This is a genomic window from Streptomyces sp. NBC_01591 (assembly GCF_035918155.1).
GTDB lineage: Bacteria > Actinomycetota > Actinomycetes > Streptomycetales > Streptomycetaceae > Streptomyces.
The window spans coordinates 622,309-646,570 of the sequence record NZ_CP109328.1 but is presented as its reverse complement, the minus strand read 5'-3'; the positions used below and the strand labels follow the sequence as shown (position 1 = coordinate 646,570).

The window sequence follows — 24,262 nt, the reverse complement described above, 5'->3', positions numbered from 1 at the left end:
GCCAGCTCCAATGGTTGCGGGGGCCCTTTGCGTCAGGTGGAGACGTTGGGCGCGGGCCCGCAGATGGCGGATCTGCGCTCGCCCGCATGACCTCCCCTGGAGGGTGCCGACCTCCTTGGTGGCGGTAGAACTCCTCGGCCGGCTTTACCTCGGAGCAGCCCCGGCAGGACTTGACGGGCTCTGGGTGGCGACCGCTGTCACGTCTTCTCCAGGTGCCGGTAGATGGTGGGCCGACTGACGCCGAACTCTTCGGCGATGTGCTGCACGGTGTACTTGCGCTTGCCGTCCGGGCCGAGCTCGTCGTACATCTCCCGGGCGAGCTGGATCTGGCGAGGGCGGAGCTTCGGCTTCTGCCCGCCGGTGCGCCCGCGAGCCCTGGTCGCAGCAACTCCGTCCATCGTGCGCTGCGACATAAGCGAGTGCTCGAACTCCGCCACTGCCCCCAGGATTTGGAAGAACATCCGGCCGACAGGAGTAGAGGTTTCGATCCCCTGATCAAGGACCGTGAGGCCGACGCCGCCCTCATCAAGCTTGTGGGAGAGCGCGAGCAGATCTTCAAGGGATCGACCAAACCGGTCAAGTTTGGTGATGACGAATTGGTCGCCTTCTCAGATGGCGAGCTCAAGCGGTCAGCGCATCACCGCTGTTCAGAAGGCCAGCGTAGACCTCTGCCGGAGTGCGATAGCCATGGGTCTTGCGCGGACGATGGTTGAGCTCATGGGCGATGGCGTCCAGGTCGGCCTGGCTGAACGTGCGGAGGTCCGCGCCCTTGGGGAGGTACTGCCGAAGCAGCCGGTTGGTGTTCTCATTGGTGCCGCGCTGCCATGGGCTCCGCGGCTTGCAGAGGTAGATCGGCATTCCGGTCTCGGCGGTGATGGCCTGGTGCTCGGCCATCTCCCGGCCCGGTCCCGGGTGAGCGTCCGCCGCAATTGGGGCGGGATACCGAGGAGACTCCTGGTGAGGTGTGGAGTGACCTGCTCAGCCTTGATGCCGTCCGGCTCTGCGGCTCGGCGAGCCGCCCTCGCCCGTTCCTGCATCGGTCGCCGCCCTGCAGCTGGAGCACATCCCGAACCGCGGCAACATGAACACCGCCACCAACCCGGCATCCCGATGGCTCTTCCCCGGCCGCCGGACCGGCCAGCCGCTCGGCTCTCACCACCTGTCCGCGCTCCTGAACAAGGTCGGCATCCCGACCGCCGCCCGCGGTGCCGCCATCCGGCAGCAACTCCTCGAACTTCCCGCACCCGTCGTCGCGGACGCTCTCGGTTACCACGACAAGACCACCACCCGGCTCCTCAAGGAGACCGGCGGGACATGGAGCCGCTACGCCCAAGGCGACCACACACGGTGACCATGCGCGCGCCAGACCTGTGCCCGCGGTCATGCGAAGGGCAGGCTCGCGCACTCACCTGCTAAGATCTCCGCCAGTAGTGAGCCTTCCTGGCCCGGATACAACATCCGCCGGGGAGGCTTTTTTCCTGCCCTGGGGCCGCTTGTCCGGGGAACAGCGCTGATTGAACGGGCGTCAGCCCCGAGCCTGGGCATCGCCGATCCGGGCATGCGGAGCGCGCCGGTTGACCACCTCTGCAAAGGAGTCTCGTGCCAGACGTATCCATTCGCCTCGCAGGCATCGCCGACCGTCCCGTAGTGGAGCGGCTGTGGCTGATGTTCCGCCATGACATGTCGGAGTTCCACAGTCTGCTGCCCAACGCTGACGGAACCTTCCGCAGCGACCGGCTCCACATGGCCTTCTCTGAGCCCGACTGGGCGCCATACCTCCTCACAAGCGGTGACAGCCCTGCCGGATTCGCGTTCGTCCGCAGTTTGACGGACCCGACGCGCGTGCTGAACAGCTTTTTCGTGGTGCGCGGGGCACGGCGGACAGGGATCGGGCTGCACGCTGTTCAGGAGATCACGGCCAGGCACCCGGGCTCGTGGGAAGTCGCATTTCAGGATGCCAACATCGCCGCGGTGCACTTCTGGCGTCGCGTCGCCACGGAGATCGCCGACGAGGCGTGGACCGAGGAACGCAGACCGATACCCGGTCGGCCCGACTTGCCTCCTGACATCTGGATCTCGTTCAACACCCCCTCGGTGACTCACAACTGAGCATCAAGGCAGGGAAGCCGCCGAACACACTCGGCGGCACCGCCCACGCCGGCCTGGACAAGGCAACGGGCCACGAGCTGCTTTCACTACACGCGGTTACCATCGCCCTCGCTTCCCCCGACAACTGGCGACAGACGATTACGCGCGCCCACCAGTATCAACCCCCGCCTCCCGGTCACCGTGCCGACACCGACCACCGTCCTGTGGCCGTGACGGCGCCTTGGGCCACCACCCACTGAAACAGGCCGTGCCGAAGATGTCCCGACGTGCCGTTCCCCGCCGGGGCCTCTCACTCCGGGCTACGGCCGCTCGGGTCCACGGCCACGGTCCGCAGCACGCGTGGGCCGACTCGCCGCGTGCAAGGACGGTGTCAGACGGCCAGTCGGATTCCGGTGACCAGATGTGGACGGATGCGTACCGCACAGTTCATCGCCGGGCCCGACCAGGGGCGGAGCAGCCGCTGGTAGCGTGTCAGCGCGTCCGGATCAGCGACCGGGCGACAGTACCCCGTGGCGACGACACTCCAGCCCAGATGAGTCAGCGGATCGATGTCGTCGGCCTGGTAGGCGACCACGACTCCCCGATCGCCATGGTTGCGGGCCTGGGCGAACAGATCCGAGTCCTCATGGGTCAGGATGACGATCTGACCGTGGTCCAGCAGATGGTTCACCAGTCGGATGGCGGGCAGCGCGTGCTGCGTGAAGACGATCCGCCCGAGCGACGCCCCGCCGAGCAGGCTCAGTGCCTGGGTACCTGTCAACTCGACCGTGCTGCGCGTCCCGGTGGCCGCCGAACCCGAAAACGGTGCCGCCTCCGATGGTGTGGTCACAGCCGTGCGCACGGATGGCTGGGGCGGCTGATGGCATGAGTGGCTCATGGGGCTGCCTCGTCTCCTGGTCTGCTCACCTGCCGCACGAGTACAACGTGTGACGCCGCCCCCACGCCAGGGCCGAACGGCCCTAGCGGCGTCGGACCTCCGATGGGTTCACTGCAGTACATCGCATGCTGCGGGCCGGTCCGGTATCGCCTCCCGGGCCGGGCCGGTCCGTGGCATGCGCGAGCGTTCGGACGGCGCGGGTGCGCGCAGGAGGGAATCGTGGTGATCGCAGTCGTCGGGCACAGAGACCTCGGCAACAGAACCCTGGAACTGGTGGAAGCTGAACTGAGAGCGCGGCTGGACCGCTTGGCAGAGGGTGCGGCTGCCTTGGTACGGGTCGGGGCGGGGCTGCCGCTGGTGTTCGGGCGGGCCGCCCGGGAGGCCGGGCGGAAGCTGACAGTGCTGCTGCCGACCCAGGGAGCTGTTCCCGCAGTGCTGCCCGAGCGGGACCGGTCGGCCGCGGGCGAACTGCTGGTCCTGGCCGAACACGTACGGCTGCTGGCTTTCGATCCGGCCGACCGCAACGCGTGTGTCAGCGCCGATGAACGTCTGGTGGAGACGTGCCGGACCGTGCTCGCCGTGTGGGACGGATCGCCGTCGGACGGCCGGGACGCCACCGCACATCTGGTTGCCTTCGCGCGTGCGCGAGGAATTCCGGTGGAGGTCGTCTGGCCGGACGGTTCCGTACGGGGGCGGACATGAAACTGTCGGAGCATGGGGCAGGGCGGGCGGCGGAAGGACCCGAGGCCGACCACCGGGTCTGCGCCGGTGCGTCCGCGACGCGCTACGACCGGGAGTGTGCCGGGGCGAGGCGGGGGTTCGGGTGGCTGTTGGTGATCACCGCCGCGCTCGGGCTGCTCGGTTCGTTCGTCATCACGATCGACAAGTTCGCACTGCTCGCCGACCCCGGCTTCGTGCCCGCCTGCTCGCTGAGCCCCGTGGTGTCCTGCACGAATGTGATGCGCAGCGAGCAGGCGTCGGTGTTCGGCTTTCCCAACCCGCTCATCGGGCTGGTCGCCTTCGGGGTGGTGATGGGGACCGGCGCGGGCCTGCTTGCAGGCGCAAGCTATCGGCACTGGTACTGGTTGGGGCTGAACCTCGGCACGCTGTTCGGCGTCGGCTTCTGCATGTGGCTGATGACGCAGGCGTTGTACGACATAGGCGCCCTCTGCCTGTGGTGCGTGCTCGTGTGGGGGGCCACCATCTTCATGTTCTGGCACACCACGGTGCACAATCTGCGCCATGGCGTCCTGCCCGCCCCACGCGCCCTGGTCGCGGCGGTGCTGGAGTTCCCGCTCGTGGTGCCGGTGACCTGGTGCCTGGCCATCGTCATGCTGATAGCAACCCGGTTCTGGTCGTACTGGCAGACGTTTCTGTGACCGCGACGATGCCGGTGGTCTCGTGATGGATGTGCGCGGCCGGCACTCCGGCGGCGGCCAGCCGCGCGGCGATGGCCCGCACCGGCCCGGTCGTGGAGGCCTCGGGAGCCAGGGCCAGGAAGGCGTGCTGCCGGGCGGCGGCCCCGGGATGCGGGGTCAGTATTCCGTTCAGGGCCCGCAGCCCGGCCCCTGCGAAGCGAGCAGCCGCCGCATCAGCCGTGATGACGGTCAGCCAGGGGCGTCCGCGCCGCAACGCCTCCAGATACGCCGCGTCGTACAATTCTTCGGGCGCCGCCCATTCCTCCGGCGCGGCGAGACCCAGCAGCAGCCGTACCTGGTGCGCACGGGACCGGTCGGCGTCCATCTGCTGGAGCAGCGCCTTCATCGGAGCCCAGCCTGTACCGGAGGCGATCAGCAGAATGTCTGCGGACGGAATGTCATCGGGCAGCGCCAGCGCGCCGCGCGGGGCGCTGAGACGGACGGCGCCGCCCTCCCGCGTACCGTGCACCAGCGCATCGCTCACCCCTCCGGCGCCCCGGGCCCGTACATGGAACTCCAGCTCACCGTCCGGATGCGGCGCACGGGCCAGGTAGTAGGGACGCCATGCCTGTTCCAGCAGCGGCGACTCCAAGGACGCGTACTGCCCGGCCTCGAAGGCGTAGGGCTGATGGGGCCGTACCCGCAGCACCGCGAGATCGGGCGTGCGGAGTTCGTGCGAGGTCACTGTCGCCTCCCAGCTGGGCGGTTCGGCGATCGCCTCGTCCGCGCCCCTGGCCATCGCCGAAACAGCCAGCCGCAGCATCCGCAGCCAGGCGCACTCCAGCCCACTGGTCCACCGGGCGCCTGCGCGCACGCGCAGAGCCTCGATCAGCGCCGTCTCGAAGGCCTCGAAATGCGCGGGGCGCACACCGAGTTTGCGATGGTCGCGCCCCAACTGCCCGAAGATGCCGATCATCTCGTCCGTGCGGTGCAGATTGTCGATCAGATAGCGGAAGATCCCAACGAGATGGACCTGTTGGAACGCCATCGACTCGGGGAACAGCGACCGTAGATACGGATGCCGCTCGAACAGAAGCCGGTACAGCTCGTCGATCAGTTCCTCCAGAGGGCTCACCAGTGGTAGGGAGTCGTGGATCAGCAGTTGGTCGGCTGTTCCGTCGTACGCCTGCGGAGCCTTGGCGCTCCACGGTTCGGGACGGCTGCCGGACGGGGCCAGGATGCGTCGTCGCAGCCGCATCGCGTCATGCCGTGCGAGCAGTGCGTGGTAGTCCTCGCTCGGGGTATTCATGGGCCGGTGACTCCTCGGTGCAGCGCAGTGGGGTGGCCGGGAAAGGGAGATGTCCGTGGCGCCCGGACGATCTTGGCGGCGCCCAGTATGGCACCGCGTCCAGCCCGCTGACCGGCCCTGGCGGCAGGGCCTTTCGGCCCTGTTCAAACACCGTTTGCCATGCTGTGGCACCCCTGCGGGAGCAGGCCTGCGGACGGGCACATACTGGTTCAGGCCCTCTCCCCGAACCGATCGAGCATGATGTGAACGAATCCGCGAAGTCCCCACTGAGCACGACCCCGTCGCAGTCTGCGGCCCCCGTACGCGTCTTCATCCTCGACGACCACGAGGTCGTGAGGCGCGGCGTACGCGATCTGCTGGAGGCCGAGGACGGCATCGAGGTCGTCGGCGAGGCATCCAACGCACGTGAGGCGCTGGCCCGCGTACCGGCCAGCAGGCCGCAGGTCGCCGTGCTGGACGTACGCCTCGGCGACGACCAGGGCGGTGACCACGCCGGTATCGAGGTATGCCGGGAACTGCGTGCCCTGATGCCCGAACTCGCCTGCCTGATGCTGACGTCGTTCGATGACGACGAGGCGCTGTTCGACGCCATCATGGCGGGTGCTGCGGGGTATGTGCTGAAGCAGATCAACGGGGCCGATCTGATCGCCGCCGTACGCACGGTCGCGTCAGGCACGTCGATGCTCGATCCACGGACGACCGCCCGCGTGATGTCACGGCTGCGGGGCACCCAGCGAACCCCTGCCGAGGAGTCCGAGACATCGGAACTGGACCGGCTCACGCCCAGGGAACGGCAGATCCTGGATCTCATCGGCGAGGGCCTCACCAACCGTGAGATCGCGGAGCGTCTCTTCCTGGCCGAGAAGACCGTCAAGAACCGCATCTCCTCGATTCTCGCCAAACTGGGCGTGGGCCGCCGGATCCAGGCCGCGATGCTCGTCCGCCGGCTCAAGGACCGCCAGCGGCGGCCCCCGGTCCCGGGGAGCTGACAGGCACTCAAGCTTCAGTCGTGGAGCGGCACGCGCCAGATGATCCGGGTTCCGCCGTCCGCCGGCCGTTCGACGGCCAGTGTGCCGCCGCACAGCTCTGCCCGCGTACGCATGTTGGCCAGCCCTCCGAGGCGCCCGGCTGCCGGATCGTCAGCAACCGCTGCCCGTGTCCCGGGAGTGGTCGTGACTCCGTCCCGGATCCCGATGCCGTTGTCGGTGACGGTCAGGGTCACCGCGTCGTTGGCGGACAGTACGATGGCGATACAAGTGGCATGGGCATGGCGAGAGGCGTTGGACACCGCCTCGGCGGCGACCGCCACCACGTGTTCGGCCAGTTCGTCCGGCACCGTGGTGTCCACCGGTCCGTCGATCCGCACGGAGGGCCGGAAGCCAAGGGCGTGTGCCGCCGTGTGAGCGGTCTCCGTCATCCGGCGCCGCAGCCCGTCGCGGCCCGAACCGTCCGCTGTCCGCAGATCGAAGATGGTGGACCGGATGATCCGGATCGTGGTGTCCAGATCGTCCACCGCCCGGCTGACACGCTCGGCCGCGTCCGGCCGGTCCGCGATGGCGCGCGTGGTGCTCTGGAGAGTCATCCCGGTCGCGAAGAGACGCTGGATCGCCAGATCGTGCAGATCGCGGGCGATCCGGTCCCGGTCGTGCATGACGGCGAGTTCCTCGGACTCGGCCCGCCTACGGGCCAGTTCCAGGGCGATGGCCGCCTGGTCGGCGAAGCCCGAGACGAGCGCGACCTCGGTGTCGTCGAACGGCGGGCGGTCCACCGGCCGCCCCAGGCGCAGTGCGCCCCTTGTCCCCGTATCGACCCGCAAAGGCACCGTCACAACCGGCCCCAGACCGTCCTCGGCACCGTCGCCGAAAGGGTGGGCCCGGGGATCGGTACGGACATCGGCGCAGTGCACCGGTGTCCCGGTACGGGCGGCGAGACCGGCCAGCGATCCCCGCGCGGGTACGGACAACCCTGTCACGCGTTCGGAGTCCCTGCCATGGGCGACGGCAACGGTGAGACGTGCCTCAGCCCCGGATGTCTCCGAAGCTCCGGAGAGCGACACGGGGGGCGTCGGCAGCAGAATCGCGGCCCGGTCGGCCCCCGCCACCTCCATCGCCCGCTCGGCGATCAGTTGCAGAACCTCGTCGGCGTCCGTCCCCGAGAGCAGGGTGCGAGTGATCTCGCCCAGTGCCTCCAGACGCCGCTCCCGGCGACGGCTCTCGTCGTACATGCGGGCGTTGTCGATGGCGACGCCGGCCGCGATCGACAAGGTGGTCAGCACCGCCTCGTCGTCGGCGTCGAAGCTCACCCCGCCCCGCTTCTCGGTGAGGTAGAGGTTGCCGAACACCTCGTCGCGAACCCGCACCGGCACCCCGAGGAAGGTGCGCATCGGGGGATGATGGGGTGGAAATCCGAAGCTGCGCGGATGGCTGCTCAGATCGGTGAGCCGCAGCGGTTGCGGGTGATGGATCAGCTCACCGAGGATTCCGCGTCCGCACGGCGTCTGGCCGATCACGGCGGCGAGTTGCTCCGATATGCCGACCGGCAGGAACTCCAGCAGCTTCTGCCCGTCACCGACAATGCCGAGCGCTCCGTACTCCGCGTCGGTCAGGGTCACTGCGGCCTCCACGATCCCGCGGAGCACCTCGGGCAGTTCCAGGCCCCGCCCCAGACTCATCACGGCATCCAGCAGACTGTGCATCCTGTCCGGCCGACTGGGCTGAGGCCAGGTCGCCGTACCGGGGCAGGGGGCTCCGGGCGAGTCGAGGGCGGGGGTGGCGGAGCCGGGAGCAAGGACTCCGAAGGGGGAGCCTGGCGCGGTAGGTGCTGTCTCTGTCATCGGGGCGCCGCTCTCTGGGTCCGTGTGCCGTATGCCGGGAAAATGCTCACCGGATCACCGCATGGCTGGGACCGGTCCACGGATGGTCAGCCTACGACAGCCACGGGGCCGAGGGCCCAGCGGTGTACTGAAGTCCCCCTGATGCCGGACAGCGGTTGCTTACGCTGCGGGGGTGAAGCCGCGCTGCAGTCCGGCTCGGGTTCCGAGCGGGTGAGGTACCCGAACTCGGGGTGCTTGCTGAGCGCGACGTCCTCACCGATATGGACGCCACTGTGCTGTTCCAGGCGTTCTACGCCGGGTCCGTATCCCCGCACGACAGGGTGCCACCGGAATGGGCCGCCGCCCTCGCCGGGCTCACCGAAGCCGGCCTTCTCGTCCTCACCGAAGCCGACGCCGCCGTCCTGGCCGACGACGCCCAGTACGGCCTCCGTGTCATCCAAGCCGACGAGACCTCTGCCTACTGACACGCCTCTTGGTGAAACCACTGACACTCACTGGCAGAACCCACTGACGTTCTGATGGCAGACGACATGTCCTGTTCGGTTCGTAGGGTCGCCTTCTGATATCCGAGGGAGGCCCCGGACTGTGCTTGTGACCTGCACACAGACTCATAGAAGCATGTGGCGCTCCACCCCGTTTTTTAGCCCGCCTGCCTCACCCGCGCGGTGCCCACCCGGTTGTGACGACTCGTCACGGGTCGTCACGTGTCGTTCCGTATCGTCACGTCGGGGCCCCGGCGCCGCCGTACTCACCGCGACCGCGCTCGCGGCCACCACCCGCGTCCTGTCCGCCATCTTCACCGGGGACGACATCGCCGCCGTTCTGCGCGAAAACCTGACCGCCTTGGTTGTGCTCGCCCTCGCCGCATCCGCCCGCTACCTGTTCGACGCCGCCGCCCGCGCGTCGGCCGCCCGGCTCGCGCCGAAGGCCGTGCGCGAGGCCGACCTGGAAGTCGTCACCGCGGCGACCGCCGCCGAGCTCGTCGCGTACGAGGACCCCGACTTCGAGGACGCTCACGCCGCCGCCTCCGACGGCGCGGAAAAGACCGGCGACCTCATCCTCGACGCCCAGCTCCTGACCTCCGCCGCGGCCCAGATGGCCGCCGCCGCGACCGTCGTCACCGTCCTGCACCCGACGATGCTGCCCCTCTTGGTCCTCTCCGTCATCCCGTGCGCGTGGGGCGCCGTACGAGGAGCGCGGATCGAACACGCCACCCACCACCGCAACCTCGCCGACTCCCGGCTCCGGAACGTCTTCCACTCCTACACCACCGAGCGAAACACCGCCGACGAGGTCCGCGCGGGCACCATGGCCGACTTCCTCACCCGCCAGTACCGCATCGTCTCCAGCCGCCTGGAGACCGAACAGCTCAAAGCCACCCGCAAGGCCCTCGTCGTCCAAGGCATCGGCGACGCCCTCACCGCCATTGGCACCGCCGCCACCTGGGTAGTGCTCGTCCTCCTCGTGACCACCGGCCGCATGGACCTCGCTGTTGCGGGAACCGCAGCCCTCGCCGAGCGGACCTCCGGGGCCGCACCGACCACGACGGTCCGGGCCGGCGCCCGGCTGTTCCGCACGTCCTTGTCCCTGGACGACTGGGCCCGCTTCCTCACGGTAACCAAGCCGTGGACGACCCGCCGTGGCACTACTGCCGTTACCGAGGACGGACCCCAGGTGATCACCGCCCGGGGAAGTCTCCTTCACCTACCCCGGCGCCGACACCCCCGCGCTCGACGACATCGACCTGGACCTCAAGCGCGGCGAGGTCATCGCCCTGGTTGGCGAGAACGGCGCCGGCAAGAGCACCCTCGCCCGGATCCTGACCGGCCTGTTCCTCGCCACCGAGGGATCGGTGCGGTGGGACGGAATCGACCTGACAAACGCCGACCCCGCCGGGGTACTTGCCAAGGTGGCGCTCGTCCCGCAGGACTACACTCGCTGGCCGCTCGCCGCCCGGGAGAACATCACCCTCGGCCAGCCCCGTTCCGTCCCTTGCGCCGCTCTGTGAGCCGGTGGGCTCGTGGCCGTTTCCGGGAGCTGGGGGAGAGCTCAGACGGCTTTGGTCAAGAGCCCGATCCCTCATGTATCCCGTTCAGGAAAGACGCTGGATCGTTGGGCGCATCCCGCCTTACGGTGGCGCCATGAGCGATCACTCGGAAGCGCCTGTCGCGCCCGTCGAGGCCTATGACCCCCCTACTACGTGGCTGTCTTCACTACGGTGCGAACCCAGGATCAGAGCGGCTACAGCGAGACCAATGCACGCATGGAAGACCTGGTGAAGGACGTCCCTGGGTTCCTGGGGATGGACCACGCGCAGACTCCCGGCGGGCTGGGCATCACCGTCGGGTACTTCCGCGACGCCGACGCCCTCACGGAGTGGCGGTGCAACGCCGAGCACCGCGCGGCGCAAAAGCGTGGGCAAGCCGAGTGGTACCAGAGCTATACGCTGCATGTGGCGAAAGTGGAGCGGAGCCACGGGTTCATGCGAGCGTAGGTCCTGCAGAGCCCAACAGCAGGCTGACCAACCGAAGTCACCTCCTGGTCCGGCAAGCGCCGTCCCGCCAGGCTGTCCGGGTGGCAGAACGAGTACGCGTCCGCGAGATCGATGACGACGAGGGCAAGCGCCTGCTGCGGATGATCCGCAGGGGCACCCGCTCGGTGGTGACCTGGCGGCGGGCCCAGATGGTGCTGCTGTCCGCCCAGGGCATGAGCGCGCACGGAACCTCGTCGCACGGCGGCCACGCCCGGAACTCCCGGCGATGAGTCGGCCGCTGGCGCCGCTCAGCACCACCTCATGACACCAGGAGTGACGCCATGACCGTCGCGGTCGTCCTGTTCACCTCCGATCTGCGTCTGCACGACCATCCCCCACTGCGCACCGCACCCCGGCCTGCGACCGGATCGTCCTGGCTGAACTTTGTGAAGCGGTGGTTCGCCGAGCTGACGAACAAGCAGATACGGCGCGGCGTCCACAAGTCCGTCCAGGCCCTGGAGAAAGACATCCGCGACTGGATCGCCGCCTGGAACACCGACCCCAGGCCCTACGTCTGGACCAAGACCGCCGACGAGATCCTCGAATGCCTCGCCAGCTGTCTAAACAGAATTCCTGACTCAGAAGACTAGAAACTATGTCCTAATCGGAGCCCCTGAACATCGGGAGCTCCGCTATGATCGACAAGAACTTGACAAGCTCGGTGATCTGCGGTCATCGGGAACTTGCCACTAGCCGAGGAGGCGGAGCGTTGGATCCCCGCAGGGCCGCGGTCGGCTCGCTGACCTTTCTGGTCCGCAGGGCCTGGCTGAACATGAGGTCGGCGATCGCCGGGGAACTCACGGCGTTCGGGCTGTCGACCTCGCAGTACGCCACCCTCCTGATGACCGAGGCGCAGCCCGGGATGTCGGCGTCGGCCATCGCACGAGAGGTGGCGAGCTCCCGGCAGGCCGCCAACGAGATGCTCGTCGGGCTCGAACAGGAGGGGCTGATCGAGCGGCGGCCGAATCCGTCCGACCGGCGCAGCCATCAGATCTTCGTCACCGAGTCCGGGCGAGCACGTCTGACTGATGCCCGCAAAGCCGTCGACCGCTGCGAAGCCGAACTGGAAGCCTCGTTCACGCCAAAGCAGCGCGTCGCGATCCGCGAATGGCTTGAAGGGATCTCCAGAACGCGTAATTGACCCCAATCCGCCTGAACATATGCACGAATTTTACCTAGACCACTTGAGCTGAATTGTTGACCGCCTTACAGTTTAGTTGGAGAAAGTCCAGAGACTAAGGTCATGGGGGAATTCTTGTCGGCGCCTTCGGGGACTCATCAGGCAACCCGCCCGGAAAGGTTTTCGGGAGTTGAGCGGGGAAGGTTCATTGAGCAATTCGACAGTGCGAACGAGATGCGAGTTTCTGCTCTGAAGTCCGTCACGCGGGCCCGCTATGACGTTACATTATCGGCACTGAGCCCGGAGTGGTATTCCGGTGAACGAGGCCGGGCGGTACGGAAAATTGTTGGTGAAGCGGAACGGCGGGGAGTCACCGTACGGGAGCTCTATCATCGCGACGACCTCCCCCACTGGTGCACTCCGGAATACCTGCTGTCCGCCGCAGAGCGCGGCAGCCAGGTCCGGATCACCGACACCAAACTGCAGGAACTCGTGATCGTGGACTCCCAGGTCGCCTTCATGCGGACCCAGGTGGGCCTCTCCCAGGAGCACTACCTGGCGACCTGGGCACCGCCACTGATCAAGAATTTACAGTCATTGCTCGTGGCCGCCTGGAATGGTGCCAGCGAGCCGGTGAGTTACCTGCGTTACCTCCGGTCCAATTTCGATGAGGCGGATCGTCAGATCATCAACGAGCTGGCATGCGGACTCAAGGACGAGGTGGCCGCCCGCCGGTTGGGAATATCGCTCCGAACCTATCGACGACGAGTGGCGGAAATAATGAGCCGACTAGATGCGAATTCCCGGTTCCAAGCCGGTGTTCATGCACTGCGGGACGGCCTGGTGAGCCGCGGAGGGCGCGAGGAAGAATTCCTTTACCCGAGCTCTGCCTGAAACCTGCCTCCCGCCCTCGGTCAGTCGAGGGCGGGAGGCAGGCATTTCTTTTTGATTTACTTTTGTGGTTCTTCTCTGAAGGGATTCTGGTCGGTTCCGGGTGAGCGGGGTCAGGCGCCCTGCCACCAGGTAGGCGGAACCTTGAGGGCACCCTCGCGCCCCGTCGGGCGCAGGATCTGACGGGTCTGCCGACCGACCGCGAGCAGGGTGCCGTCCGCGCTCCACAGGCTGCTGGACTCCACCGCCCAGCTGCCGCTCGACTGATCCGTCCCGACCCGGACCAGCGCCCAGTCGCCGCTCTCGGCGAACGACAGTCCGTCGGTGAAGTGCGCCGAGTACTCGGCGGTCGGTACCGCGACCAGCTCGGAGGTCGCCGCGTATACCGCTGGAGGCATCGCGTCGAGCAGCACCAGCGCCGCCTCGGCAATCGGCAGGTCGGGGTCCCGCAGCCTCAGCCAGGCGGTCATCTCGGGGTGTGTCCCTCCGCCGAACGGCCGCTCCTCGCCCGCCATTCTGGTCTCGAAGTGGGCCGCATACGGGAACATCTGGGCCGGGAAGCCGGCATCCGGGCAGTCCGCGGGTGACGGCACGACCGGTGTCTCGGCCGCCTGGAGCGTCGGCTTGTCCCCAGTGGTGCCGAACAGCGCCGTCGCCAGCGCCACCGGCCGTTCGTGCTGTTCGAGCATCGAGCGCACCACTGCGCTGGTCCGCGACTGGCGTACCACCTCCGACCGCACCAGCAGCGGGTGATCCGACACCGGGGCGAGGAAGGAGCTGTGCAGCGATCTGGGCGCCAGGTCCACGGTCAGCTGGTCACCCGCGTGCCGAAGCATCAACGTGGACACCAGACCACCGAGAGCACCGGACCAGGTCCGCCACGACCTGTCGACGGGCGGCAGTGACGCCTCACTTGTCGTGGCAGCGTTCATCGTGCATCACCTTTCTGTCGCACCGGCCGTTGAAGACCGAGAAGTTCGAGAAGATCGAGGGGTCGTGTCCAAGGGGCAGGGCGGTCGTCCCGATACGTCGGCCGGACGCCGTGTCGTGGTCACCGGCCATGGCGCTTCCGGGTACTACGACGGCGCCCCGTCCCCGGGGCGGGTGCCGACGGGGAAGTCGTCCTCGGCGGTGCGGCCGAGCCGGCGCCCGGCCGTGTGCCCCTTGGCCTGTACGGGCTTCAGCCCGCCGGCCCGGGCGAGCCCGATGCGTCCCATGTTCGCGTAGACGGTCTCGTACTGCCCGTCCTTCACCAGGTACGTCTCGTGCCAGATGCCGACGTCCCCGGACTTGAGGACCCGTTGGTTGTACCGCCGCCAGGACGGCAGGTGCGGGTCGTCGGTGTTCCGGGCGAAGGCTTCGAGCTGTTCGAAGCTGCGCCAGTACTGCACGACCGTCGGCCCGACGCCGGAGATCAGCGCGAAGTAGGTGCACAGGGCGCCCTTCTCGGGATGCTCGCGCAGGTCCTTGACCATGCCGAACATCGACCGGAAGACCGGCCACCACCTGTGGATCCGCCAGGGGCGGTTCACGTGCATGCCGATCAGGAAGACGACGAAGTCGCCCTCGATGTGTGCGGTATGGCGGCCGCGGTGGACCTGTGACATGAGTCGATGCTCCTTCCGAGCAACGGTCGGTTCATAGGGTGAGGAGCCCCCACTCGATGGCCCGGACCACGGCGAGGGTGCGGTTCGGGCAGTTGAGCTTGGCCAGGACGATTCCGACCAAGCGCTTGACGCCGTGCTCGGAAATGCTCAGCGAGCGCGCGACCTGCCGGTTGCTCAGCCCGCCGGCGATCAGCCGCAGCACCTGGAGTTCACGTGCCGTCAGCGAGATCGAGACCCGCCGCGCGGCCGGGGCGTTCGCGGCCGACTCGGATGCCGTCACCGACCGCCGTGCCAGAGTCTCCGACATGTGGAACCGCCCGGACGCGATGTCGGCGATCGCCTCGCGCAGGGAATCCGGGCGGAGGTCCGCCCAGTCGAGGAAACCGTGAGCGCGATCGGCCCACGACTGGTCGAGCGCGGAGGCCGAGTCGATCAGGATCAGCATGCGGATACGGTGTGCGCGCAGAACCTCGGCGGTTTCGTCGGATATGGGACCCGCGACGTCGTTGGAGGAGATGATCAGCTGGCCGTTGGAGAATCCGGCGAGCTCGTCGAAGTCCGTGCAGGCATGCGTCGCCGGCGGGGTGTCGAGCGAACGGAACATTCCCTCGATCCCGTAGCGCTGCATGTCGTCGCGGATCATCAGGATTATCTCGATGCCGTCGTCGAGCGTGCGGGTCGGCACGGTGTCTCACTTCCCTGCAGCGGCCGTCACACGGATGCCGGTCGTTGGATTGACTTGACCTCGCAGAATTCCTCCAGCCCGAAGCGGCCGAGCTCGCGGCCGTTGCCCGACTGGCGGTAGCCGCCGAACGGGGCAACCGTGTTGAAGGCCGCACCGTTGATGTCGACCTGTCCGGTGCGAAGTCGCCCGGCGACGGCCAGCGCATGGTCGGGGTCCGCGGAGAACACCGCGCCGCCGAGGCCGTACCGGGTGGCGTTCGCGATCTCCACCGCCTCGTCCTCGGAGGAGTACGGGATGATCGACAGCACCGGCCCGAAGATCTCCTCCTGGGCGATCACCGCGGTCGGGTCGACGCCTCCGAAGACGGTAGGCCGGACGAAGTAGCCGCGCTCGAACCCGTCCGGCGGCGTCGGGCCGCCGGCCGCGAGCTGTGAGCCGTCGGCGATTCCGCGCTCGATGTAGCCCCGTACGCGGTCGCGCTGGGCGGCGGACGCCAGCGGGCCCAGGCGGGTGTCCGGCTGGGTGGGATCACCCACAGTGAAGGCCTCCGCTTCCGCGGCCGCCGCCGCTACCGCCTGGCTGTGCAGCGCGGCGGGCACCAGCATGCGGGACCAGGCCCAGCACAGCTGGCCCCCGTTCATGAAGCAGTTCGCGATGCCGGCCCGGACGGCGGCGAGGAGGTCGGCGTCCGGGAGCACCAGGTTGGCGGACTTGCCGCCCAGTTCCAGGGCGACCCGCTTGACGGTCCCCGCGGCGAGTGCCGCGACGCGCTTGCCCGCCGCCGTCGATCCGGTGAAGGACACCATGTCGACATCGGGGTGGGTGGCGAGCGCCTCGCCGACCACCGGGCCCTTGCCATGGACGATGTTGAGGACGCCGTCGGGGATCCCTGCGTCGCGGATGACCTCGGCGAGGAAACGCGCGGTCAGCGGGGCGGTCTCGCTCGGCTTCAGCACCACCGTGTTCCCGGCCAGCAGCGCCGGTACGACCTTGGCGACGGCCTGGTGCAGCGGAAAGTTCCACGGAGTGATCGCCGCGACTACCCCGACCGGCTCGCGGACCACGGTCGAATGCCCGATCTGCTCGATCCAGGCGAACTTCTCCGCGATGGCGGCGACCGCAGCCGACGTGGCGGCCGGCAGGCTCGCCTGTACCCGTTGCGAGAACCACGTCGGCACACCGACCTCCGCGGTGATCGTCGCGGCGATCTCGTCGTGCCGGGCCGACAGTCCCTTCGCGATCGCCCGTACCGCGGCGACGCGGGATTCGAGCGGCACGGCGGACCAGTGGCCGAAGGCCTTCCCGGCCGCAGCAACCGCGAGTTCCACGTCCGCCGCGGTGCCCGCCGGCACGGCCGCCAGGCGCTCCTCGGTCGTCGGGTCGACCACGTCGATCCATCGGGTGTGCCCGGTGGTCCAGGCTCCGTCGATCCAGTGTGTCTGTACGGGTAGGGACGCCATCAGCCGCAGCCACCCGCGGTGTCCTGGTCGAACCGGCCCACCAGGTCTGCCAGTTCGGCCGGAACGCCCTCCATCGGATCGTCGTCGATGTCGAGGACGACCGGTACCGGGCGACGCAGGCCGGTCAGGCTCTCCGTCTCTGGTGCCCGGTCGGCGATCGGCTGCGTCGTCATGCCGCCTTGCCCTTCTGCTGCCACTGACGGAATCCCGCGATGAAGTCGTCGAGACGGTCCAGGCCCCAGTACCGCTGGAAGCCGACCTTGAAGTACGGCGCGCCGAACACGTCGTCCAGGTAGGCCGCCTCCTGAGCGGCCATGCCCTCCTCCCGCAGCTCCGGGTCCTCGGGGGCGGCGCTCAGCGCTTCGCCGTCGAGCCCGGCAGCATCGGCGATCCTGCGCACCGTCTCCCGGTCGCAGATGTTCTCGCCACGCCCCCAACGGGCCTCGACCAGCGCCCAGTACAGCGTGTTCTGGTCGCCGGTCCGCTTGGCGGCGAGCCACGCGTGGTGCGGCAGCACCCACCACGGCTCGCGGTCGACCGGCCAGGTCACGCCGAAACCGAACCGCGCGGACAGCCGCTTGACGTCCTGGAGGATGTAGAGGTGCTTGGCCTTGCTCATGTCCCGGTAGTGCAGCTCGATCCCCCTTTCCGCCATCGACTTCCAGGTCTGCTCGTCCGGGTAGAAGTACGGGATCCATTCCAGCGCGTCGAGTGCCTCCGGGCAGCGCTCGGCCAGCAGCCTGCTCGCCATCCAGCTGTAGGGACTGTGCAGGGAGAAGTAGAACTTCGGGGGGTAGCGGCTGCTCACAGACGCACTCCTTCCGGTACCGGCCGCCGCCCGCCCTTCGGGTCGGCGGGCAGGTGGCGGAGCAGGAACTCCGAGACGAGTTCGGTCACCCGGTGGGGCCGCTCGATGTGACAGAAGTGGGTCAGCTCGTCCTCGAGCCGGATCTCCGCGGTCGGCATCTCACGGCCCAGGGCCTCGGCGCGCGGACCGCTGATGCCGGGATCTGCCGACCCGCCGACCACGAGCGTCGGCACGGTGTTCGAGGAGAGGTCTATCCCGGACGAGGAGATGAAGATGTCGAACAGGCTGAGAAAGCCCTCCGGACCGATACGGTCGAGGGCCTTCTTGGCCATCAGGTCGACGATCTCCGGTTCAAGCCGCTCGGCGCGCTCACCGAGACGCGCCCGCAGCCCGGCCTCCATGATGGTCCGGAAGTCGGCGAGCGAGCGGTCGAACATCGCCCAGTCCACCGGGGCGGAAACCAGGCGGTAGAAAGGGGACAGCAGCACCAGGGCATCGACCCGCCGCGTCGGACCCGATGCCAGCCAGTGCAGCACGGCGTTCGCTCCCATGGAGTGGGCGACGATGACCGAGATCGGCTGGGAGACCAGCGCCAGGGAGTGCTCCACCCACTGCGCTGCCGTCCCGCCCGCGCGCCACTCGTAGCCGCCGCCGGCCCGCCATGGCAGGTCGATCGCGTAGCAGTGGAACCGGTCGCCGAGCCCGTCCACCATCGGCTTCCAGCTCCGCCAGTCGTCCTCCAGGCCGTGCAGCATGACCATCGTCGGACGGTGGGCCGCGCTGTGAGCGCTCAGTGACACGCCGTCGACCACGGACCGGGCAACCGGTTCCCAGGCGCTATGCGCTCGTCGCACGGCTCCACCCCCGGATCACGGCCACGCCGGCCATCCCCTCGGAGGTGAGCGACGTGACCAGGGAGACCTCGCCGTCGCGCTCGGGGCTCTTGCGGTGCTCCGCGAGCAGCGCGGCCAGCTGCAGTCCGCCTGCTGCGGAGTAGGTCTCTCCGACCAGTTCCTTGACCGGCAGGAGGTCCGGTGTGTCGGTGCCCAGCGCGGCGGTGATGGCCGCCCGTTCGATCCGGTCGCGCTTGGGCGAACCGGAGAGCGACGGTGCGACCGCCCAGACGTCGCCCGGCGCGACACCGGCGGATTCGAGTGCCCGGACGATGCACTGTGTCATGCCGACGGTCGGGTCGTCCTCGTCGCCGGGCTCTCCGTAAAGGCCGCACTCGACCGCCAGGATCTCCGCGTCGAGGTCACGGCCGGCCGTCCGTACGGTCTGGGCGTCCTCCAGCACGAAGAAGGCGCCGCCCTCGCCGAGGTCGACACGCGCCTCCTCTCCGGCCCGGGCCTGGTGCGATGCCCAGGCCCGGGTCGGAGAGAACTCCTCCACCACACCGGTCACCGCGGCGTTCACATAGCCGTTGCGTACCTTGTTACGGGCGTAGCGCAGCGCGGTAAGGAAGGCCATCTGCCCACCGGACACCGTGGCGTTGACACCCTTGAGGTGGTGCCAGATCGCCGTGGCACTCGCCGCGCCGTTCATCACCGCGTACGGGAACAGCACCGGGTTGACGAGGTAGGGCTTCTCACTGGTGTACATCTCGTGGATGAAGTCCGACATCGCCTGGGGCCCACCGCTGCTCAGGCCGAGCACCAGCCCGATGTCTCGGTCCGTCTTCTCGTCCGCCGGGTCATGGACCAGGCCGGCGTCTTCGAGGGCGAGCTTGCAGGTGACCACGGACAGCGCCGTCGAGCGGTCGAAGAAGCTGCTCCCCTTCCGGCTCAGGTGTGCTTTGGCGTTGAAGTCGGGGATGGCACAAGCGGTTTCGGACGGGAGCTTCTGCTCGAACATCTCCGTCACGTCCTTGCGGCCGCTGAGGCGTTGGCCCCAGTTCTCGGAGAACTCCTCCGCACCAGTACCGATGGCGGACAGCACCCCCCAACCGGTCACAGCCATGACGCTCACTCGTACCTCCCGAAGATCGTGATGGCGTTGTTGCCACCGAAGGCGAACCCGTTGTTCTGCACGATCCGTACGTCGGCGTCCCGCGAGACATTGGGCACCACGTCGACCCCCGCGAAGTTCGGGTCGAGCGTGTTCAGGTTGATGGTCGGCGGGATGAAGCCGTCCTGGATCGCCAGGCAGGACGCGATCGCTCCGAAGCCGCTTGCCGCACCCATCGAGTGGCCGAGCATCGACTTGATCGAGCTCATCGGAGGGAGTCCGTCGCCGAAGACCTCGCGCATGGCGGCGATCTCGGCGGAGTCATTCGACGGCGTACCGGTGCCGTGGGCACAGATGTAGTCGATCTCCTCCTGCTTCACCCCCGCGTTCTTGTGGGCCCGGCGGGTGCATTCGGCGATCGACGTGGCCAGCGGGGAAACCATGTGGTTGGCATCGCAGTTGAGCCCGTAGCCGAGCACTTCGGCGTAGATCCTGGCGTCTCGGGCGAGCGCCGAGTCCAGTGACTCAAGCAGCAGCGCGGAGCTGCCCTCACCGATGAGGATGCCCTTGCGGTTCGCGTCGAAGGGCGTGCACACGTCCTTCGCGAGAGCGCCGAGCCGGTAGAAGCCGGCCACGGCGAACGCGCACATGGCCTCCGAACCGCCGGCGATCATGTAGTCGCTGTCACCGCCCGCGATCGCGTCGTAGGCGTAGCCGATCGCGTAGTTGCTCGCCGAGCACGCGGTCGCGAGCGTCACCGCCTCGCCGTCGATGCCGAGTTCGCGGTTGGCCGCGACAGCGAGCCGGTAGGCGGGGATCTTCTGCACGAGGTCGCCGAACTCGGCAGCGGGCCCTTCATCCAGCCACTTCCTGTACGCGTCCTCGTGGAGGCGGGTCTCGCCTCCGGTCGTGCCGAAGACGGACCCGGCCCGACCGCGCCGCAGCTCGGCGCGGTCGAGGCCGGCGTCGTCGGCCGCGAGCCTCGCCACGGCGGCCGCGGCGAGGCTGGCCGGCCCCCAGGCCTCCGGGTCGATGTTCGTGACGTAGTCCGAGGGGTGAACGTCGCCCAGTTCGTTCGCGATGTTGTGAGGGAATCCGGAGGCGTCGAAGCTGCGGATGGGCCCGCTGTTGCTTTTGCCGGCGCGTAAACCGGCTGCGAATGCGTCCGGACCGACACCGATGGTTGACAGAGGTCCGAGGCCGGTGATTACCACTCGGCGGGTCATGTCAGAAATTCCCGTCGGAGTGCTCGACCAGGGTGTTGTACACGGCCCGCAGGTTCACCATGTCGGCAAGGCATTCCTGCGGCAGCGAGATCTTGTACTTCTTCTCAATGCGGGCCAGGATCTCGATCGCCTGGAGCGAGTCGGCCTCGTGGGCGTCGATGAAGAGGCTGGTCTCGGTGATCTTCTCCAGTTCCTCCTCGAGAACCTCTGCGATCATCTCGCGAAGTTCATCCATCAGCTGCTGGTTGATTGCAGTCGTCATTGCGTCACAACTTTCTGGGATGTCTGTTCGCTACTGAATGCCCTGCTGAATCTCCGAGCCGGATAATGGGCTTCGACTCGATGGGATTCCGCCCGTGGGACGTCATGTCCGGCGGGTGATCCCCTCATTCGGGCGCACGACCGCGATGGCCTCGCCGACGGTCATGACGAGCTCGTCACCGACGAAACTCTGGCCGGACAGGAATGCGTTGCCGCCTACCAGTTGGTCAATCTTCAAGGTGTGCCGGACGGTGTCGCCCGGATGGACCGGCGAATGAAATTCGACATTCCTGGCCGCGGCAAATATGAGCGTTCCGTTCAGGGACTCACCACGACTTTTGACGCTTTCCAGCCAGAGCACGGCACCACTCTGGCCGAAAGATTCTATGAGCAGCGACTTCGGATAAGCGAAAGCACTCGAACCGAGACCTTCGGCCATATTCGCATAGCATGGCTCGCTGCCGGAAACTGCTTTTACGGTGACGATACGGTCGAATGGATACAGCTCCAGGACCGCATCGACGAGGAGAATCGGGTGACGGTGCGGGATGACATTCCGAATTCCGGCGTGGTCGATCACCGGGTGCCTCCGCCCGCAATCCGGTACATCAGTTTCAATCGCGCCGCGGCGGCACCGGCGGCGGTACGGCAGTTCGCGTCCACGACCAGTTCGTCACCCTGGACGACGAGCTCGCAGGACACCTGCAGCGTGTCCCCCGGCAGGACGGGTGAGGTGAAGCGCGCGGACGTGACAGTGACCAGATCCGCGATCCGGTCGGCGCCGAACGCGCGTGCCACGTATGCGTCGACCGCCTGGTTCACCGATTCCATGATGAACACGCCGGGATAGATCGTGAAGTCCGGGTAATGCCCTTCGAGATACGGTTCCCCGGCGTGGACCATTTTTGTCGCCGTGATCCCGGATTCGCTGACCTGAATGACGTCGTCGACCGCGTCCAGAGGTGCGGAAAACCTGCGTATTTCCGGCATCAGAAGGCGATTCCGCCATCGACCTGGATGACCTGTCCGGTGATGTATGAGGCGCGCTTCGAAACGAGGAAGGACACCAGGTCGGAGACGTCTTTCGGGTCGCCGATCCGATTCATCGGAATCATCCCGAGTGCAGCTTTCCTGGCCTTCTCGGCGAGCCCTGAGGTCATGTCCGTCTCGATGAATCCGGGCGCCACCACATTGACGCGGATGCCGTATTTAGCGACTTCCTTGGCGAGCGCCTTGCTCATGCCGTGGATACCCGACTTCGCCGCCGAGTAGTTGGCCTGGGTCGGGTTTCCGAACACGCCGGCGACCGACGAGATGTTCACGATGGTGCCGCTCTTGCGTTTCATAAATCCGAAAACCGCGCTGCGACAGAAGTTGTAGGTGCCGGAGAGATTGGTGTCGATGACCGCATGCCAGTCCGCAGCCGGCATCAGGACCATGGGATTGTCCTTGACAATACCGGCAGAGTTGACCAGCACGGCGATGTCGCCGAGCTTCTCCTCGGCGGTCTTGAGGAACGCCTGCACCGAATCGAGGTCAACCACATCGCAGGGCGCGTGATAGCACTCCACGCCCAGATCACGAATTTCTTTCTCGGTCTGCACGGCCGCGTCACCGCCGAAGCGATAGCAGAACGCAATATCATATCCGTCCGCCGCCAATTGGATGGCGACCGCCCGACCGATTCCCCGGGAGCCGCCGGTGACAACTGCGGACCCTCGCTCGCCCATTATCTTCGCCCCCTTGAATTGCCTTTCGCAGTCGATGCTATGGCCGCCCGGACGGCTCTCCCGATCAGTGGCAGGTACGTGCCAAAAAACCTGTCGACCCCGGTCGTTCCGCCCCGTGGCCATCTGCCCGCGGCCTGCAACGGCGCGCCGGGGGCCCGGTCGGAGGCGGACGCGTGGCGGCCTCGTGCGCTCCGGCACAGGTGTTTCGGGCGCACGAGGCAGGGGAATAAGGGCCTGTCTCAGCTCTGCAGGGCCAGCCGCCGGTCACTCACCGACGGGATGCCCAGCTCCTTCCAGACGTCGCGGAGCGCCTCGGCGAAGTCCTCTACGTCGGAGCGAGTGTGCACCGCGGACGGAGCGATTCGCAGGATCTCCTGACCGACCGGCACGCTGGGGGCGTTGATGGGCTGCACATACATCCCGTGCCGCTCGAACAGCAGCCTGGACACCTGCTTGCAGGCCTGGTCGTCCCCGATGAAGGCGCTCACGATGTGTGAGTCCGCGGATATGAACGGGATGTCCGCCTCGTCGAGCAGACGGTGCAGCAGCCGCGCGTTCTCGGCCAGTGCCTGCCGTTCGGCCTCGGAGTTCCGTAGGTGGCGGACCGAGACCAACGACCCGGCCGCGATCGCCGGCGGCAGCGAGGTGGTGAAGATGAAGCCGCGCGAGAGCGTACGGACAGCCTCGATGAGGGCCGCCGGTCCGGCGATGTAGCCGCCGACCGTGCCAAAGCCCTTGGCCAGGGTGCCCATGACGACCGTGAACTGGTCGGCGATGCCCTCCCGGGCGGCGATGCCCGCACCTTCGGGGCCGTACATGCCGACCGCGTGCACCTCGTCGAGGTACGTCGTGGCGTTGTAGCGGTTCGCGACCTCGGCCATCGCGGCCAGCGGTGCGATGTCGCCGGACATCGAGTAGACCGACTCCAGGACGATCAGCTTCGGACGGTCCGCGGGAGTGGCCGCGAGCAGTTCTTCCAAGTGGGCGACGTCGTTGTGCCGGAAGACGTGCTTCTGTGCGCCGCTGTGCCGCAGGCCGTCGATGATCGATGCGTGGTTCTCCGCGTCGGAGAACACGACGGTGTCCTTCGGTAGCCCGGCCAGCACGGTGAGGGCTCCGTCGTTGGCGGTGAAGCCGGAGGTGAAGAGGAGTGCGGCCTCCTTGCCGTGCAGCTCCGCGAGCTCCCGCTCCAGCTGGACGTGGTACTGATTGGTTCCGCTGATGTTGCGGGAACCGCCGGAACCTACGCCATGGGCCTGGATCGCGCTCGTCATCGCTTCGATGACCCGGGGGTTCTCGCCCATGCCGAGGTAGTCGTTGCTGCACCAGGCACTGATCTGGAGGCTTACTCCGTCCCGCCGCGCGGTGGCGGTGGGGAACTTGCCGGAGTGGCGGGCGATCTCCAGGAAATCGCGCCGGTGGGTAGCGACCCGCTCGGCGATGGGGCCGTCGGAATACGACTCCAGGTGAGGATTCATTCCGTTCGCCTTCTCTGTCGAATTTTGTGG

28 protein-coding genes and 5 pseudogenes are annotated in these 24,262 nt (G+C 67.6%); 12 read left to right on the top strand and 21 right to left on the bottom strand.

Going from position 1 to position 24,262, the window contains the following annotated elements:
• Positions 1-197: 197 nt before the first annotated feature.
• The 3 genes and pseudogenes from OG978_RS44075 to OG978_RS44065 form a co-directional block, all read right to left on the bottom strand.
• Positions 198-398 carry a helix-turn-helix domain-containing protein gene (locus OG978_RS44075; RefSeq protein ID WP_326771068.1) on the bottom strand — a complete coding sequence of 67 codons (201 nt, stop codon included), beginning with the start codon at positions 396-398 and terminating at the stop codon, positions 198-200.
• Positions 375-593, bottom strand: a pseudogene (locus OG978_RS44070) (recombinase family protein); the annotation flags it as partial. The gene OG978_RS44075 and the pseudogene OG978_RS44070, both read right to left, overlap by 24 nt.
• A 28-nt stretch (positions 594-621) precedes the next feature.
• Positions 622-1,004 (bottom strand): annotated as a pseudogene (locus OG978_RS44065) (IS30 family transposase); the annotation flags it as partial.
• A 77-nt stretch (positions 1,005-1,081) separates the two neighbouring features.
• Between OG978_RS44065 and OG978_RS44060 the strand changes: the two are divergent.
• Positions 1,082-1,351 carry a hypothetical protein gene (locus OG978_RS44060; RefSeq protein WP_326770700.1) on the top strand — a complete coding sequence of 90 codons (270 nt, stop codon included), beginning with the start codon at positions 1,082-1,084 and terminating at the stop codon, positions 1,349-1,351.
• A 248-nt stretch (positions 1,352-1,599) separates the two neighbouring features.
• A complete protein-coding gene (locus OG978_RS44055; protein ID WP_326770699.1) occupies positions 1,600-2,109 on the top strand; it encodes a GNAT family N-acetyltransferase in 510 nt (169 codons plus the stop codon).
• A 370-nt stretch (positions 2,110-2,479) separates the two neighbouring features.
• On the opposite strand, the gene OG978_RS44050 is transcribed toward OG978_RS44055, so the two are convergent.
• Positions 2,480-2,986 (bottom strand): pyridoxamine 5'-phosphate oxidase family protein, encoded by a 507-nt coding sequence (locus OG978_RS44050; RefSeq protein WP_326770698.1) that lies wholly within the window; start codon positions 2,984-2,986, stop codon positions 2,480-2,482.
• A gap of 222 nt (positions 2,987-3,208) precedes the next feature.
• Here OG978_RS44050 and OG978_RS44045 point away from each other — a divergent pair, with 222 nt between their 5' ends.
• Entirely contained in the window at positions 3,209-3,688 is a 480-nt protein-coding gene (locus tag OG978_RS44045) for a hypothetical protein (protein ID WP_326771067.1), read from the top strand.
• Positions 3,685-4,365 (top strand): vitamin K epoxide reductase family protein, encoded by a 681-nt coding sequence (locus OG978_RS44040; RefSeq protein ID WP_326770697.1) that lies wholly within the window; start codon positions 3,685-3,687, stop codon positions 4,363-4,365. The genes OG978_RS44045 and OG978_RS44040 overlap by 4 nt, the downstream gene beginning before the upstream one ends.
• Here OG978_RS44040 and OG978_RS44035 read toward each other — a convergent pair.
• Positions 4,316-5,653, bottom strand: a complete 1,338-nt coding sequence (locus OG978_RS44035; protein WP_326770696.1) for a globin domain-containing protein — start codon at positions 5,651-5,653, stop codon at positions 4,316-4,318. The two genes, OG978_RS44040 and OG978_RS44035, sit on opposite strands and share 50 nt — an antisense overlap.
• A 242-nt stretch (positions 5,654-5,895) precedes the next feature.
• Between OG978_RS44035 and OG978_RS44030 the strand changes: the two genes are divergently transcribed.
• A complete protein-coding gene (locus OG978_RS44030) occupies positions 5,896-6,642 on the top strand; it encodes a response regulator (RefSeq protein WP_442817886.1) in 747 nt (248 codons plus the stop codon).
• A 14-nt stretch (positions 6,643-6,656) separates the two neighbouring features.
• Here the strand turns inward: OG978_RS44030 and OG978_RS44025 are convergent, their stop codons facing one another.
• A complete protein-coding gene (locus tag OG978_RS44025; protein WP_326770695.1) occupies positions 6,657-8,348 on the bottom strand; it encodes a sensor histidine kinase in 1,692 nt (563 codons plus the stop codon).
• 368 nt (positions 8,349-8,716) lie between these two features.
• On the opposite strand from OG978_RS44025, the gene OG978_RS44020 reads away from it, so the two are divergent.
• A complete protein-coding gene (locus OG978_RS44020) occupies positions 8,717-8,950 on the top strand; it encodes a hypothetical protein (RefSeq protein WP_326770694.1) in 234 nt (77 codons plus the stop codon).
• Positions 8,951-9,206: 256 nt separating this feature from the next.
• On the opposite strand, the gene OG978_RS44015 is transcribed toward OG978_RS44020, so the two are convergent.
• Positions 9,207-9,887, bottom strand: a complete 681-nt coding sequence (locus OG978_RS44015; RefSeq protein WP_326770693.1) for a hypothetical protein — start codon at positions 9,885-9,887, stop codon at positions 9,207-9,209.
• Positions 9,888-10,224: 337 nt separating this feature from the next.
• Here OG978_RS44015 and OG978_RS44010 point away from each other — a divergent pair, with 337 nt between their 5' ends.
• From OG978_RS44010 to OG978_RS43985, 6 genes and pseudogenes are all read left to right on the top strand, one after another.
• Positions 10,225-10,494 (top strand): ATP-binding cassette domain-containing protein, encoded by a 270-nt coding sequence (locus tag OG978_RS44010; RefSeq protein WP_326771065.1) that lies wholly within the window; start codon positions 10,225-10,227, stop codon positions 10,492-10,494.
• 133 nt (positions 10,495-10,627) lie between these two features.
• Positions 10,628-10,980: pseudogene (locus OG978_RS44005) on the top strand (antibiotic biosynthesis monooxygenase family protein).
• Between the two features lie 80 nt (positions 10,981-11,060).
• A pseudogene (locus OG978_RS44000) lies at positions 11,061-11,195 on the top strand (IS630 family transposase); the annotation flags it as partial.
• Between the two features lie 186 nt (positions 11,196-11,381).
• Positions 11,382-11,609, top strand: a pseudogene (locus OG978_RS43995) (IS630 family transposase); the annotation flags it as partial.
• A gap of 44 nt (positions 11,610-11,653) precedes the next feature.
• The gene (locus OG978_RS43990) at positions 11,654-12,160 is read left to right on the top strand and encodes a MarR family winged helix-turn-helix transcriptional regulator (RefSeq protein ID WP_326770692.1); all 507 of its coding nucleotides are present in this window, start codon (positions 11,654-11,656) and stop codon (positions 12,158-12,160) included.
• 102 nt (positions 12,161-12,262) lie between these two features.
• Positions 12,263-13,033 (top strand): helix-turn-helix transcriptional regulator, encoded by a 771-nt coding sequence (locus tag OG978_RS43985; RefSeq protein WP_326770691.1) that lies wholly within the window; start codon positions 12,263-12,265, stop codon positions 13,031-13,033.
• 110 nt (positions 13,034-13,143) lie between these two features.
• Here OG978_RS43985 and OG978_RS43980 read toward each other — a convergent pair whose 3' ends face one another.
• The 14 genes from OG978_RS43980 to hemA form a co-directional block, all read right to left on the bottom strand.
• Positions 13,144-13,962: an acyl-CoA thioesterase gene (locus tag OG978_RS43980; protein WP_326770690.1), complete on the bottom strand. Its 819-nt coding sequence runs from the start codon at positions 13,960-13,962 to the stop codon at positions 13,144-13,146.
• Between the two features lie 144 nt (positions 13,963-14,106).
• Positions 14,107-14,637, bottom strand: a complete 531-nt coding sequence (locus tag OG978_RS43975) for a DUF4188 domain-containing protein (protein WP_326770689.1) — start codon at positions 14,635-14,637, stop codon at positions 14,107-14,109.
• Positions 14,638-14,668: 31 nt separating this feature from the next.
• Positions 14,669-15,322 (bottom strand): response regulator transcription factor, encoded by a 654-nt coding sequence (locus tag OG978_RS43970; protein WP_326770688.1) that lies wholly within the window; start codon positions 15,320-15,322, stop codon positions 14,669-14,671.
• 26 nt (positions 15,323-15,348) lie between these two features.
• Positions 15,349-16,782: an aldehyde dehydrogenase family protein gene (locus OG978_RS43965; RefSeq protein WP_326770687.1), complete on the bottom strand. Its 1,434-nt coding sequence runs from the start codon at positions 16,780-16,782 to the stop codon at positions 15,349-15,351.
• Positions 16,782-16,955 carry a hypothetical protein gene (locus OG978_RS43960; protein WP_326770686.1) on the bottom strand — a complete coding sequence of 58 codons (174 nt, stop codon included), beginning with the start codon at positions 16,953-16,955 and terminating at the stop codon, positions 16,782-16,784. Before OG978_RS43960 ends, OG978_RS43965 begins: the two co-directional genes overlap by 1 nt.
• Entirely contained in the window at positions 16,952-17,590 is a 639-nt protein-coding gene (locus OG978_RS43955; RefSeq protein ID WP_326770685.1) for a 2-hydroxychromene-2-carboxylate isomerase, read from the bottom strand. Before OG978_RS43955 ends, OG978_RS43960 begins: the two co-directional genes overlap by 4 nt.
• Complete coding sequence (locus OG978_RS43950; protein ID WP_326770684.1) at positions 17,587-18,351, bottom strand: alpha/beta fold hydrolase; 765 nt, start codon at positions 18,349-18,351, stop codon at positions 17,587-17,589. Before OG978_RS43950 ends, OG978_RS43955 begins: the two co-directional genes overlap by 4 nt.
• Positions 18,352-18,427: 76 nt before the next feature.
• Complete coding sequence (locus OG978_RS43945) at positions 18,428-19,549, bottom strand: beta-ketoacyl synthase N-terminal-like domain-containing protein (protein ID WP_326770683.1); 1,122 nt, start codon at positions 19,547-19,549, stop codon at positions 18,428-18,430.
• 5 nt (positions 19,550-19,554) lie between these two features.
• Positions 19,555-20,763 (bottom strand): beta-ketoacyl-[acyl-carrier-protein] synthase family protein, encoded by a 1,209-nt coding sequence (locus OG978_RS43940; RefSeq protein ID WP_326770682.1) that lies wholly within the window; start codon positions 20,761-20,763, stop codon positions 19,555-19,557.
• A gap of 1 nt (position 20,764) precedes the next feature.
• Positions 20,765-21,025, bottom strand: a complete 261-nt coding sequence (locus OG978_RS43935) for an acyl carrier protein (protein ID WP_326770681.1) — start codon at positions 21,023-21,025, stop codon at positions 20,765-20,767.
• Positions 21,026-21,127: 102 nt separating this feature from the next.
• Complete coding sequence (locus OG978_RS43930) at positions 21,128-21,604, bottom strand: 3-hydroxyacyl-ACP dehydratase FabZ family protein (RefSeq protein WP_326770680.1); 477 nt, start codon at positions 21,602-21,604, stop codon at positions 21,128-21,130.
• Complete coding sequence (locus OG978_RS43925) at positions 21,601-22,014, bottom strand: 3-hydroxyacyl-ACP dehydratase FabZ family protein (RefSeq protein ID WP_326770679.1); 414 nt, start codon at positions 22,012-22,014, stop codon at positions 21,601-21,603. The genes OG978_RS43930 and OG978_RS43925 overlap by 4 nt, the downstream gene beginning before the upstream one ends.
• Positions 22,014-22,754 carry a 3-oxoacyl-[acyl-carrier-protein] reductase gene (fabG, locus tag OG978_RS43920; protein ID WP_326770678.1) on the bottom strand — a complete coding sequence of 247 codons (741 nt, stop codon included), beginning with the start codon at positions 22,752-22,754 and terminating at the stop codon, positions 22,014-22,016. Before fabG ends, OG978_RS43925 begins: the two co-directional genes overlap by 1 nt.
• A gap of 239 nt (positions 22,755-22,993) precedes the next feature.
• Positions 22,994-24,232 carry a 5-aminolevulinate synthase gene (gene hemA, locus OG978_RS43915; RefSeq protein ID WP_326770677.1) on the bottom strand — a complete coding sequence of 413 codons (1,239 nt, stop codon included), beginning with the start codon at positions 24,230-24,232 and terminating at the stop codon, positions 22,994-22,996.
• Between the last annotated feature and the right edge of the window lie 30 nt (positions 24,233-24,262).

Bases quoted from the DNA above. Each gene is read 5' to 3' on its own strand.
- OG978_RS44075 (WP_326771068.1), bottom strand. From the start codon at position 398: ATGGACGGAGTTGCTGCGACCAGGGCTCGCGGGCGCACCGGCGGGCAG.
- OG978_RS44060 (WP_326770700.1), top strand. From the start codon at position 1,082: ATGAACACCGCCACCAACCCGGCATCCCGATGGCTCTTCCCCGGCCGC.
- OG978_RS44050 (WP_326770698.1), bottom strand. From the start codon at position 2,986: ATGAGCCACTCATGCCATCAGCCGCCCCAGCCATCCGTGCGCACGGCT.
- OG978_RS44040 (WP_326770697.1), top strand. From the start codon at position 3,685: ATGAAACTGTCGGAGCATGGGGCAGGGCGGGCGGCGGAAGGACCCGAG.
- OG978_RS44035 (WP_326770696.1), bottom strand. From the start codon at position 5,653: ATGAATACCCCGAGCGAGGACTACCACGCACTGCTCGCACGGCATGAC.
- OG978_RS44025 (WP_326770695.1), bottom strand. From the start codon at position 8,348: ATGCACAGTCTGCTGGATGCCGTGATGAGTCTGGGGCGGGGCCTGGAA.
- OG978_RS43990 (WP_326770692.1), top strand. From the start codon at position 11,654: ATGATCGACAAGAACTTGACAAGCTCGGTGATCTGCGGTCATCGGGAA.
- OG978_RS43985 (WP_326770691.1), top strand. From the start codon at position 12,263: ATGGGGGAATTCTTGTCGGCGCCTTCGGGGACTCATCAGGCAACCCGC.
- OG978_RS43980 (WP_326770690.1), bottom strand. From the start codon at position 13,962: ATGAACGCTGCCACGACAAGTGAGGCGTCACTGCCGCCCGTCGACAGG.
- OG978_RS43975 (WP_326770689.1), bottom strand. From the start codon at position 14,637: ATGTCACAGGTCCACCGCGGCCGCCATACCGCACACATCGAGGGCGAC.
- OG978_RS43965 (WP_326770687.1), bottom strand. From the start codon at position 16,782: ATGGCGTCCCTACCCGTACAGACACACTGGATCGACGGAGCCTGGACC.
- OG978_RS43960 (WP_326770686.1), bottom strand. From the start codon at position 16,955: ATGACGACGCAGCCGATCGCCGACCGGGCACCAGAGACGGAGAGCCTG.
- OG978_RS43950 (WP_326770684.1), bottom strand. From the start codon at position 18,351: ATGGTCATGCTGCACGGCCTGGAGGACGACTGGCGGAGCTGGAAGCCG.
- OG978_RS43945 (WP_326770683.1), bottom strand. From the start codon at position 19,549: ATGGCTGTGACCGGTTGGGGGGTGCTGTCCGCCATCGGTACTGGTGCG.
- OG978_RS43940 (WP_326770682.1), bottom strand. From the start codon at position 20,763: ATGACCCGCCGAGTGGTAATCACCGGCCTCGGACCTCTGTCAACCATC.
- OG978_RS43935 (WP_326770681.1), bottom strand. From the start codon at position 21,025: ATGACGACTGCAATCAACCAGCAGCTGATGGATGAACTTCGCGAGATG.
- OG978_RS43925 (WP_326770679.1), bottom strand. From the start codon at position 22,014: ATGCCGGAAATACGCAGGTTTTCCGCACCTCTGGACGCGGTCGACGAC.
- fabG (WP_326770678.1), bottom strand. From the start codon at position 22,754: ATGGGCGAGCGAGGGTCCGCAGTTGTCACCGGCGGCTCCCGGGGAATC.
- hemA (WP_326770677.1), bottom strand. From the start codon at position 24,232: ATGAATCCTCACCTGGAGTCGTATTCCGACGGCCCCATCGCCGAGCGG.